Raw genomic sequence first — 11,412 nt, 5'->3', positions numbered from 1 at the left:
AAAACAGGTGCCTTGGCACCTGTTTTTTTATTACCCTAATGTATAAACTAAAAACCTCTCATTCCCATTCTTCTCATAAGCACCTGGCAATCTAACTTCTTTCTTCAGCTCAAACGCAGTCTGATTTTCTAAGAAGAAAATATAGTCCTCAGAAGGATAATATAAAATAATATCCACTTCTCTCCCCGTATTTTCTACTGAAAGCAAAATGTTATTTACTACATTCATAAACACTTGCACAGAAAACGGATTAAAGAAATAAAACCTATTATCATGTGGATCAATCTTATATTCCTGCGCTAAACAACATTGGAATTGAATTTTCCCCTTACTGTTTCGTGCCTTTCGGGCATAACGATCTCGATTATCCATCGCTTCTTTATAAAATTCTTCATTCATTTCAATTCCAACTGCTGAAGCCCCACATTTATGATGCATATAAAAGTTTAATCGCCCTTTTCCGCACCCAAAGTCTACAATTCGGTCGCTACTTCGTATTTCATATTGATTCAATAACTCATCTAACCCGCTATACGGCGTCGGTTCATAGCGGTGATAATGCATAGACTTGTTAAACCCTTTTTGCTCACCGACTGTTTTTATATGTAAAACTGCATCGTAATATTGTTCGTTCATTCGTTTTCTCCTATTAAAAAATGGTACTTATTATTATACACCATGTACTGGAGGCTCATTTTTCATCAAATTAATAGGTACGTGAAATTATATTAACGATTTTCTTAATATATCTATCGTAACTTCAAATATATCAACGATTTTCTCAATATATCTATCATAACTTCAAATATATTAACGATTTTCTCAATATATCGATTTACCGACAATTCACGACAAAAAAACAGGAGCTCTTTAGCCCCTGTCTTCTAACACTTTCAATACAGTTTGTTTCAATATTTCTACCCCATCCATAATACAACTATGATCAAATCTCATATACGGATGGTGTAATCCAGGTTGTAGGTCTGCTCCTAGTCCAAGCATGACAGCTTTTAAATGTGGTCTTTTCACTGTATAGTAATGGAAATCATCGCTTCCTGTCGTATAGAGAGGCCCTGTGCATCTCTCTTCCCCATACACTTCGAGAATACCTTTACGCATAAAGCGCTCTGCTTCTTCGGAAACCTCTGCTCCTGGTGCAAGATCCATCCATTCGTATGAAGTTTTCGACCCCATCGATGCAGCTGATTCTATTACATGCTCAATCTTTTTCTTTAATTCTTCTAATAGTATATTACTCTCTGCTCTTACATCTAAACTGAAATGACCATTTCCCGGAATAATATTTAAATTATCACCACCAGCTTGGCATCTCGTCATTTTTACTGAATAAGAACTTTGCGGTGGCAGCCAAATATTTTTCAAACCGACATTAATCATGGAAATGACATCAATCGCATTCACACCTTGGTGTGGTCTTGCCCCGTGTGCATCCTCCCCATGAATCATACCCTCTAAAAATCCTGCTGCTCCATGGCGAATAGATGAGGCTGCTTGTTTCAAAGATAGTTCTTCAATTGGTCTTAGATGGACGCCAAATAAGAAATCAGCATCATCTACAGCACCTTTCTCCACCATCTTCAAAGCACCATTACCCTTCTCTTCTGCCGGCTGAAAAATAAATCTAACCGTACCACTTTTCCATCTCATATTTTTCAATTGTAAAATAAGTCCCATTACAATGGTCATATGAGCATCATGGCCACATGAATGGTTCGCTTTAAATTCTCCATTTACTTCTTGCCAAAGTGCATCCATATCAGCACGAATCGCAATAACTGGATTCCCGCCTCCAATCTCAGCAATTACACCTGGACAATCATCAAATGTTCTATATGAAATTCCTTCTTCTTTTAAAAAGTCAGTAATATACGCTGTCGTTTCATATTCTTTCCAACTTACTTCAGGGTTTTCGTGTAAATGCTGAAAAATCTCCGTTAAGCGCTCTTGTAGTTCTAATGTTTTCAACGTTCCAGTCTCCTTCCCACATTACAAACGATTCGGGTTAATTATACTTATGAAAAACAGATGTTTTTATGAACATATTGAATTTTAAGAAAAAAGTCAATTATTTATTTTTAAATACTTAAAAACCTTACTCTGCACTTATATTAAAAACTAAACAAACAACTAGAACATTCCTTATTTTCTGTTTTTTATGTTGACGCTTACATAAACTTTTAGTTATCATAACCTAATAAACGTCTATTTTACGACAATTCTAAAAATACAAACAAACATACGTAACAAGGAGGAACTTTATGAAAAAAGAAATACCCTTTGGAATAGCGATTATCCCTATTATCATTACCGTTGCAGTTATGATGGTTACAATTGTTGTATTAAAACAAACCCCTCACGTTCCACTTATTATCGGTACAACCGTTGCTTCTATTGTCGCTTGGCGTTACGGTTACAAATGGAATGATCTTGAAGAAGCAATGTATAAAGGGATTCGTCTTGCATTACCTGCTATCGTCATTATTATTCTTGTTGGCTTAACAATTGGTGCTTGGATTGGCGGTGGAATCGTCGCAACGATGATTTATTACGGTTTAAAACTTTTAACTCCATCACTATTTTTAGTTTCCATTACCGTCATTTGTTCTATCGTTGCATTAGCAATTGGTAGCTCTTGGTCTACAATGGGGACAATTGGTGTTGCTGGAATGGGAATTGGCCTAAGTATGGGAATCCCAGCTCCAATGGTTGCTGGTGCCATTATTTCAGGCTCTTATTTTGGCGATAAAATGTCACCGCTTTCAGACACAACTAACTTAGCCGCAGGATTAACAAATACAGATTTATTCGCACACATTCGTCACATGTTATTTACTACAGTTCCAGGTTTAATTATTACTCTTATCGTCTATGCTCTCTTAGGAAGAAGCTTCGGCGCTAACAATATTGATGCGAAGAGCATCGATCAAACGTTACAAGTATTGCAACAAAACTTTGTTATCTCACCTTTCCTACTCATTATACCCGTAGTCGTTATGGTATTGGTCGCAAAAAAGGTCCCTGCTATACCAGCGATTCTCGTCGGTATTATTTTAGGATTTTTATCACAAGTCTTTATTCAAGGTGGTTCTGTCTCAGCATCTGTCGGTGCACTCCAAGCTGGATTTGTTATAGACACTGGAAACAAGCTAGTAGACGAACTATTTAACCGCGGTGGCTTAGATTCGATGATGAATACAGTCTCTATGACAATTGTCGCTATGACTTTCGGAGGAGTATTAGAACATACAGGTATTCTTCGCTCAATTGTAAATCAAATTTTAAAGTTAGCGAAATCAGCAAAAGGGCTTATCGCTTCTACTATCGCATCTTGTTTTGCAACAAACCTTACTTGCTCTGAACAATATATTTCAATTGTTGTCCCTTCAAGAATGTACGCAAATGCATACACAGAAAAAGGACTACATTCAAAAAACTTATCCAGAGCATTAGAAGATGGCGGAACATTAACTTCTGTCTTCGTTCCTTGGAATACGTGCGGTGTATTTATTCTCGCTACACTTGGCGTAGGTGCATTTGAATATGCCCCTTATGCTATTTTGAATTTCATCGTACCTATTATCTCAATCATTTATGGCATAACAGGCTTCACAATTGTAAAACTATCAGACATTGAAAAAACAGAATTACTAAAGAAACAAAAAGCTCAACTAGAAGCTTAAAAATAGCGGTAAATTCAGTTCATATAGTGCGCGAGGTCGCCCTTGTTGATAGGGCATTTCCTCGCCACAAATATGAGCATACCCGTAATCAACTAATTTCTTTAACAACCTTTCTGTCGATCTTCGAGTCACTTGTAAGTACTCAGAAAGGTCAGCTGCTGTAAACTTCAATGACGGATGCGATTGACTAAATTGAATGATTTTTGACAAGTTGGCCGGACTAAGCTTCGTTTCCTTCGCTATTTTCATTAGTTCCGGATTATCATTTTTCAAACTTTGTACTCTCTGTTTTTTCGGGAACGGACCAAACAAATCTTTATCACTTGTTAGTATATAAAAACAACGATCTATTGGATTATTCTTTGCAAAACTTTGAGCAATTTTTGCATTTTGCTCCGCCTCTTTCACGGTTTTCCCATAACCAAATCCAATAGCTATCGTTCCTTCTACGCTCGCAAACAAGTTATCTATCGCATTTGTTTTAATAATTGATTCGATATCACCACGAGTTGTATACAAAATGCATGTCATTTCATCCACTTGTTTAAATGAACCACGTAGTTCTTTTGAAATGACATCTAGTTTTTCAAGCAAACTCGCTCGTAATTCTAAGGAAGAAATAATACAGGCACCAACAGTAGCTGAATAGCTTTTTGCTAACTCAGCTTTTATTTTTGCATCTTTTAGCCCATGTATAATGGACTGTGTTGGATCAATCATACGCTCTGAAGGAACACCTATTTTTTGAAGCTCATCGTAAACAGCGTGAATACTAGTTAAAGCTAAATGAGCCTCTCCAGATTGATATTTAGCTACATGAAAATCGATAACTCTATTTATTTCATCTTTACTCCACAGCATATTTTCATAATCCAACACTTGCGGGCTTTCTTTTATACCAATATCATGGAACACATTTGTAATAAACGAGCGGTCTACTAAATCGATGGAAATGTTATGTGGTTGAATACTTTGATGATACATGATAGAAAGAATTGAAGATGCGACAGTTGTCTCGTCTTGCTGTAAGTATGTACTTGGAATTCGTAATTGTTCTCTTATTTCTTTTGCCATATAATAAGGTAAAGCACCTGAGAAAAAGATGACATCACAAGGCTTTAGACACTTTAATAATTCAGAAGATTCCGCCGGATGAAGGTAAATATATGGATCAATTTCTATTCCTTCTAATTTTTGAGCAATAGGAAAAAGGTTCTCCATAAACTCCTTTGAACCGACAACTGCAATTTTTATCATCATTTTCTCTAACTCCTTATCATTAATTAACGACTATTTAACGTCAACTATATCAAATGTACAAAACTATTGTAAACAGGAAGGGGTTTCTATTCAATGAAAATTACAGCTATTCATCTTTACGCAATTCGTTTACCGCTTCGCAATCCGTTTGTTATTAGTTATGGCTCTTATTCTGATATGCCCTCTATTATCGTCAAAATGGAAACAGATGAAGGTATTATCGGTTACGGTGAAGGCGTTGCTGATGATCACGTCACAGGTGAATCATGGGAAAGTACTTTCCATACTTTAAAACATACGCTAACCCCTGCTCTAATCGGGAAAAATCCAATGAATATCGAAAAAATACACGACATGATGGACAATACAATTTACGGTGTTCCAACAGCGAAAGCTGCAATTGATATTGCTTGTTTTGATATAATGGGCAAAAAACTAAATCAACCTGTATATCAATTAATTGGCGGGCGCTATCATGAAGAATTCCCTGTCACTCACGTTTTAAGTATTGCCGATCCTGAAGATATGGCTGAAGAAGCTGCTTCTATGATTCAAAAAGGTTACCAATCTTTCAAAATGAAAGTTGGTACGAATGTAAAAGAAGATGTGAAACGTATTGAAGCTGTACGAGAACGCGTAGGAAATGACATCGCTATTCGCGTTGATGTAAACCAAGGCTGGAAAAATAGCGCAAACACATTAACAGCACTGCGTTCATTAGGACATTTAAACATTGACTGGATTGAACAACCTGTTATCGCGGACGATATTGATGCCATGGCTCATATCCGTTCTAAGACGGACCTCCCGCTTATGATTGATGAAGGACTAAAAAGTTCTCGTGAAATGCGCCAAATTATTAAATTAGAAGCTGCTGATAAAGTGAATATAAAACTAATGAAATGCGGTGGCATACATCCAGCTGTAAAGCTCGCTCATCAAGCTGAAATGGCCGGCATTGAATGCCAAGTGGGATCAATGGTCGAATCATCTGTTGCCTCTTCCGCAGGATTCCATGTCGCTTTCTCAAAGAAAATCATTACGAGCGTAGAGCTAACAGGACCATTAAAATTCACGAAAGACATTGGAAACTTACATTACGATGTACCATTCATTCGCTTAAACGAAAAGCCCGGACTCGGCATTGAAATAAACGAAGATACACTACAAGAACTAACCGTCTTTCAAGACGTTGTACGCTAAAGGAGGACTATCATATGACGGTTCTATACAAAGGAACATTAAAACAAAATAACGAATCATTTCACGTTACATTACTATCACTAGAGCACATCGAACAAATTTTATCACTACAAAACATCGTAATTGAAGCACTAGAAGATAAAAGTCGTTTACAACCACTCTCACAAGAAGAATTTCAATACATTCTAGAAGGAAACGGCATGATGATCGGTGCTTTTATCGAAAACAAACTCATCGCATTTCGCGCTCTACTCGTCCCTCCTATCGACGATGAACATTTAGGGCTTGATATTGGTCTATCAGAAAGTGAACTGCACCGCGTCATCTATCAAGAAATCTCAAACGTTCATCCGAACTGCCGAGGAAATGGGATGCAAAAAATATTAGCGAAAGTCATTATGGAAGAATTGCAAAAAGAAGACAGCAAATATGATTACGTATGCTGCACCGTTGCTCCTTTTAACATTCCGAGCTTGAAGGATAAATTTGCGCAAGGAATGGAGATTGCTGCGCTGAAGGAAAAGTATGGTGGTAGTCTGCGGTATGTTTTTGTGAAGAAATTGCGCGGAGATAAAGAAAGCGATTTGACGGATGTTCAAAGTATTCTAATGAGTGATGCTAGTGGACAGCAGGCTTTGCTTTTGGAGGGGTATCGTGGGTATGAGATGGCGAAAGTGGATGGGGATTTTGTTGTGAAGTTTGGTCGATAATCTATATACTCGAAAAGAGGAGATGTCTGCTGTGACCTCTCCTTTTACTTTCTCTTCATTGAACATATCGATTGCAACTCCAAATATATCAGCGGTTTTCGAAATATATCGGCGCAACTCCGAATATATCAGCGATTTTCGAAATATATCGGCGCAACTTCAAATATATCAGCGATTTTCGAAATATATCGACTTACCGACAAAGATTGACAATAATTGCAACCTATACAAAGCGCAACATTAAACCGTCATCTTCCAACTAGATAAAGCTAACCAGTTCTCCATTTCCTTATAATCAGGCATTATCTTCCCGACAAGACGCCAAAAAGATCGATCATGATTTAAATGAACCATATGACACATTTCATGAACAACTACATAGTCAATTACTCGCTGTGGTGCCATTGCTAGCTTCCAATTGAATGTTAGTTGTAAATTCGAATCGCAAGTACCCCAAGTACGACTACTATCTGTAATACGAATAGAACGTGGTTTTGTTTTGAAATTACTTTGATGCACTTTAATACTCTTCTCTACTAAAGATTTACACTGCTTATAGTAAAATCGTTTTAAAGCTTGTTGTATTTTCTCATCCTTAAGCTCTTTCACATAAATATGTAACTTATCCCCTTCAAATACTGCGTTGTCTTGCTCAATGCTTGCATCTTGGGAAATCTGTATCGGATACGTATTCCCTAAATACAAAAAGCCCTCTCCTTGATCATAATCCTTTTCCTGTGGTCCATGCGCTCGTTCCGCCATTTCCTTACGAGTTGTCTGAATCCAATCCCACTTCTCCTCTAGCAACTGGACTAAGTATTCAACAGGTGTCCCTTTCGGAGCCTGCGCTTCCACATTTCCATACGAATCCACAAAAAGACGCACGGACTTTTTCTTCTTATAAGTTATATGAAAATTAATTGTCTCACCTAAATATGTATGTACCATTTCATCACCTAGCGTATTATTTTACAAATAAAAAAGAGTAGGATACAAACGTCCTACTCTACCTATTATATCATTTACTGCTTTAACGAACTCATTATCCTCTATACTTTACACCTAATCCCTTAATGAAATTCCTTGCGTATCTATCGCCGCACTCTTTGTAATTTTTATGACCTTTTTTTCTTAATAGAGCGCCTAACTCTCCTTTTGTTACCGTAACGCCTACGCTATCTAATATATCAAGTACATCCTCACTCGTTAAAGATAGTGCGATTTTCATTTTCTTTAGAAGAAGGTTATTAGCACTCTCCTTGCTTTGTACAGGTGCCGGTTGTCCTGGTTTCGGATCTTGCTTCCCTCTTTTTAAAGTAATAAATCCATTGAAAAATGCCTCTAACATCATCATATCGCATGTTTTTACGTACTCATCTTCAGCTACCTCATCATTTTCAGCTTCATGCTGAGGAGCTCTCTTTATTTTTGTAAGCATATCAACTACGTCTTCTTTCGTTACTTCCATCCCGCCAAGTTTAAAGATTTCCACCATATCTATATCTCTTATATCTAAAGCGTATCGTACTCTTTTTAATATATCGTTGTTGCTCATTGCCATTGGGTTTCCCTCCTGAAATGTTGATTATTTATTCAGCGGTTAAAGTTTATGCTATAACCTGCTTTAAATTATCATGTTTAATCTAGCCTTTTAGTTATTGTCCACTAAATTAATACTTTAACATTTTAAAGATATGTTTTATAGTCTTACCCGAACTTTTCTCTATCATTGTATCTACAGAGCTCTTACATGTTTTTTATATGCCTATAAAAAGATTTCTCTCTTAACATTAACTAAAAGAAAAAAACAGTGTTTTGATTTCTCAAATACACTGTTCTTTTCCAGCTCTGCACTTATTTTCAACTCACTCATGTCATGCACTACATATGAAATGATTTAAGTGCTTAAAAGTTAAACCGTCTCACTATCCTGAGCCACACCAACACTATCCTCAAACTTATCCAACAAAGCACGCACCTCATCAGTCGATTTCGTACTCATCAATTGATTTCTCAATTCAGCAGCTCCGGGGAAGCCTTTTACATAAATTTTGAAGAAGCGGTGAAGCCCTGTGATTGAGCGTGGCAGTACTTCTGCATATTGATCTTGAAGATCAAGTTGTAGTCTTAAAAGATCTAGGTGCTCTTTACTGCTATGCTCTCTTGGCTCTTTTTCAAAAGCAAATGGATTTTTGAAGATGCCTCGTCCGATCATTACGCCATCAATGCCGTATTTTTCAGCAAGTTCCAGCCCCATTTTACGATCAAGAATGTCTCCATTGATTGTTATTAACGTATTTGGTGCGATACGGTCACGTAATTTTTTAATTTCCGGAATTAGTTCCCAATGCGCATCTACTTGGCTCATTTCTTCTCTTGTACGTAAGTGAATAGAAAGGTTTGCAATATCTTGTTTGAAAATGTGCGTTAACCAATCTTCCCACTCGCTTAACTCTTTAAAGCCAAGTCGTGTTTTTACGCTGACAGGTAGTCCGCCCGCTTTTGCTGCTTGGATAAGTTCTGCTGCAACGTCTGGACGTAGAATAAGGCCACTACCTTTTCCTCTTGATGCAACGTTCGGAACTGGGCAACCCATGTTAATATCGATACCTTTAAATCCTAGCTCTGCCATACCGATACTCATTTGACGGAAGTATTCAGGATTGTCTCCCCAAATATGTGCTACCATCGGTTGTTCATCTTCTGTAAAAATTAAACGGCCACGTACACTTTTCATACCTTCTGGATGGCAATAGCTATCCGAGTTTGTAAACTCTGTGAAGAATACGTCCGGACGACCTGCTTCACTTACTACGTGACGGAAAACAACGTCTGTCACATCTTCCATTGGTGCAAGTACAAAAAATGGTCGTGGTAATTCACGCCAAAAATTATCTATCATTTCAAATTCAAATCCTCTCACTATGAATACAATTTCAAAATCTTAATTTATAATTTGTGAAAATCAGCAATATTTATTTTAACTAAAATCGCTTATGAATGGTATTTTTGTAAACCAAAAAGCAGGTGGTATAGATTTCCCCTATATCAACTGCTTTCCTATTATACCAACTTAAGCCAAGCCACACACTCCACATGAGTCGTATGCGGGAACATATCAACAGGTTGTACTTCCTGCGTTTTATATCCGCCTTCTTCTAGTACTTTTAAATCACGTGCTAATGTTGCTGGGTTACATGATACGTATACGACGCGGTTTGGCTTCATGTCGATGATTGTATTTAGTAATGCTTCGTCACAGCCTTTACGCGGTGGGTCTACGACCATTGTGTCGGCGATTACGCCTTCTTTGTACCATTTTGGAATGACTACTTCTGCTTCTCCTACGCCAAATTCAGCGTTTGTCATGTTGTTTAGTGCTGCGTTTCGGTTTGCGTCTTCGATTGCTTCTGGGACGATTTCAACGCCGTACACTTTTTTCGCTTTTTGCGCTAGGAATAACGAGATTGATCCGATTCCGCAATAGGCATCGATTACTGTTTCGTTACCATTTAATTTTGCGTATTCTAACGTTTTATCGTAAAGCACTTTCGTTTGTTCTGGGTTTACTTGATAGAATGAACGTGCTGAAATCGCAAATTTAATGTCACCGATAAAGTCATGAATGTATTCTGATCCGTACAGTACTGTCGTTTTGTCTCCGAAAATTACATTCGTACGCTTCGTATTTACGTTTTGAACAATTGATTTTACTTCTGGGAATTTCGCTGCAATTTCTTCAATAATTGCTTTTTTGTTCGGCAATTCTGCTGTACGCGTAATGAAGACAAGCATAATTTCCCCTGTTACTTGTCCGTAACGAGCCATTACGTGACGAAGTGTTCCTTTGTTACGCTCTTCGTTGTACGCAGTGATACCGTGCTTTTCACAAATACGTTTTACTTCTTGGATTAATGTATCGTTTTCTTCTGCCTGAATTAAGCATGATTCCATATTAATGATGTCATGCGTTCCTTGGCGATAAAAACCAGCTACAAGTCCGCCTTCACGTTCTCCGATTGGTACTTGTGCTTTATTACGGTATACCCACGGATTCTTCATGCCAAGTACAGGATGAACAGGAACATCACCTAGTCCTCCGATACGCTGCATAACGTCACGTACTTGTTTTTCTTTCGCTTGTAATTGTCCTTCATAAGTTAAGTGCTGAAGCTGACAACCGCCGCACTGATTATATACTGGGCATTCAGCATCTTTACGATATGGACTTTCTGTATGAAGCTTCATTAAACGACCAAATGCGAAGTTTTTCTTCACTTTAATAATTTTAATTTGCGCTTCTTCACCTGGTAATCCGTTTTTAACGAAAATAGGATAGCCCTTTACTTTCGCAACACCGGCACCATCATGTGTTAAATCTTCAAATACTACATCTATAAACTCGTTTTTCTCAACTGGTGGCGTCATTTTAGTACTCATTTTCCGACCTCTCTTTTTCATAACACTGCGTTACATTTTATCATACTTATATGGTCTTTTTCTATTGGAAGAAAAAAAGCTATTGACGATACTTCTCT

Annotated in this window: 10 protein-coding genes; 3 read left to right on the top strand and 7 right to left on the bottom strand. The window is 37.5% G+C overall.

Annotated elements, in window-relative coordinates; all coding sequences use genetic code 11:
* Nucleotides 1-30: 30 nt before the first annotated feature.
* Entirely contained in the window at nucleotides 31-636 is a 606-nt protein-coding gene (locus tag NST27_RS01915) for an SAM-dependent methyltransferase (RefSeq protein WP_001005631.1), read from the bottom strand.
* A gap of 234 nt (nucleotides 637-870) precedes the next feature.
* Nucleotides 871-1,986, bottom strand: coding sequence for a M20 peptidase aminoacylase family protein (locus tag NST27_RS01910; protein ID WP_000853518.1), 1,116 nt, complete (start codon nucleotides 1,984-1,986; stop codon nucleotides 871-873).
* Between the two features lie 293 nt (nucleotides 1,987-2,279).
* Here NST27_RS01910 and nhaC point away from each other — a divergent pair, with 293 nt between their 5' ends.
* Complete coding sequence (nhaC, locus tag NST27_RS01905; RefSeq protein ID WP_000711521.1) at nucleotides 2,280-3,701, top strand: Na+/H+ antiporter NhaC; 1,422 nt, start codon at nucleotides 2,280-2,282, stop codon at nucleotides 3,699-3,701.
* On the opposite strand, the gene NST27_RS01900 is transcribed toward nhaC, so the two are convergent.
* Nucleotides 3,690-4,961, bottom strand: a complete 1,272-nt coding sequence (locus NST27_RS01900; protein ID WP_000972807.1) for a hypothetical protein — start codon at nucleotides 4,959-4,961, stop codon at nucleotides 3,690-3,692. The two genes, nhaC and NST27_RS01900, sit on opposite strands and share 12 nt — an antisense overlap.
* A 93-nt stretch (nucleotides 4,962-5,054) precedes the next feature.
* Here NST27_RS01900 and NST27_RS01895 point away from each other — a divergent pair, with 93 nt between their 5' ends.
* Both NST27_RS01895 and NST27_RS01890 read left to right on the top strand, forming a co-directional pair.
* The gene (locus tag NST27_RS01895; protein ID WP_000704490.1) at nucleotides 5,055-6,164 is read left to right on the top strand and encodes a mandelate racemase/muconate lactonizing enzyme family protein; all 1,110 of its coding nucleotides are present in this window, start codon (nucleotides 5,055-5,057) and stop codon (nucleotides 6,162-6,164) included.
* Nucleotides 6,165-6,178: 14 nt separating this feature from the next.
* Nucleotides 6,179-6,874 carry a hypothetical protein gene (locus tag NST27_RS01890; RefSeq protein ID WP_000217576.1) on the top strand — a complete coding sequence of 232 codons (696 nt, stop codon included), beginning with the start codon at nucleotides 6,179-6,181 and terminating at the stop codon, nucleotides 6,872-6,874.
* 240 nt (nucleotides 6,875-7,114) lie between these two features.
* Here NST27_RS01890 and NST27_RS01885 read toward each other — a convergent pair whose 3' ends face one another.
* From NST27_RS01885 to rlmD, 4 genes are all read right to left on the bottom strand, one after another.
* Nucleotides 7,115-7,822: a M48 family metallopeptidase gene (locus tag NST27_RS01885; protein ID WP_000233734.1), complete on the bottom strand. Its 708-nt coding sequence runs from the start codon at nucleotides 7,820-7,822 to the stop codon at nucleotides 7,115-7,117.
* 94 nt (nucleotides 7,823-7,916) lie between these two features.
* On the bottom strand, nucleotides 7,917-8,435 hold the full coding sequence (locus NST27_RS01880) for a YehS family protein (RefSeq protein WP_001251728.1): 519 nt from the start codon (nucleotides 8,433-8,435) through the stop codon (nucleotides 7,917-7,919).
* Between the two features lie 351 nt (nucleotides 8,436-8,786).
* Nucleotides 8,787-9,776, bottom strand: a complete 990-nt coding sequence (locus tag NST27_RS01875) for a tRNA dihydrouridine synthase (RefSeq protein WP_000566708.1) — start codon at nucleotides 9,774-9,776, stop codon at nucleotides 8,787-8,789.
* 161 nt (nucleotides 9,777-9,937) lie between these two features.
* Nucleotides 9,938-11,314, bottom strand: a complete 1,377-nt coding sequence (gene rlmD, locus NST27_RS01870; RefSeq protein ID WP_000105028.1) for a 23S rRNA (uracil(1939)-C(5))-methyltransferase RlmD — start codon at nucleotides 11,312-11,314, stop codon at nucleotides 9,938-9,940.
* Nucleotides 11,315-11,412: the final 98 nt, after the last annotated feature.

Source organism: Bacillus sp. FSL W8-0770, from assembly GCF_038008705.1.
In the GTDB taxonomy this organism is placed as follows: Bacteria; Bacillota; Bacilli; order Bacillales; family Bacillaceae_G; genus Bacillus_A; species Bacillus_A cereus.
Note: the sequence above shows the minus strand (reverse complement) of the source record. Positions and strands in the feature narration are given on the sequence as shown.

What these genes read in the sequence shown, in the direction of transcription:
- NST27_RS01915 (WP_001005631.1), bottom strand. Translation starts at nt 636, where the DNA reads ATGAACGAACAATATTACGATGCAGTTTTACATATAAAAACAGTCGGT.
- nhaC (WP_000711521.1), top strand. Translation starts at nt 2,280, where the DNA reads ATGAAAAAAGAAATACCCTTTGGAATAGCGATTATCCCTATTATCATT.
- NST27_RS01900 (WP_000972807.1), bottom strand. Translation starts at nt 4,961, where the DNA reads ATGATGATAAAAATTGCAGTTGTCGGTTCAAAGGAGTTTATGGAGAAC.
- NST27_RS01895 (WP_000704490.1), top strand. Translation starts at nt 5,055, where the DNA reads ATGAAAATTACAGCTATTCATCTTTACGCAATTCGTTTACCGCTTCGC.
- NST27_RS01890 (WP_000217576.1), top strand. Translation starts at nt 6,179, where the DNA reads ATGACGGTTCTATACAAAGGAACATTAAAACAAAATAACGAATCATTT.
- NST27_RS01885 (WP_000233734.1), bottom strand. Translation starts at nt 7,822, where the DNA reads ATGGTACATACATATTTAGGTGAGACAATTAATTTTCATATAACTTAT.
- NST27_RS01880 (WP_001251728.1), bottom strand. Translation starts at nt 8,435, where the DNA reads ATGGCAATGAGCAACAACGATATATTAAAAAGAGTACGATACGCTTTA.
- NST27_RS01875 (WP_000566708.1), bottom strand. Translation starts at nt 9,776, where the DNA reads ATGATAGATAATTTTTGGCGTGAATTACCACGACCATTTTTTGTACTT.
- rlmD (WP_000105028.1), bottom strand. Translation starts at nt 11,314, where the DNA reads ATGAGTACTAAAATGACGCCACCAGTTGAGAAAAACGAGTTTATAGAT.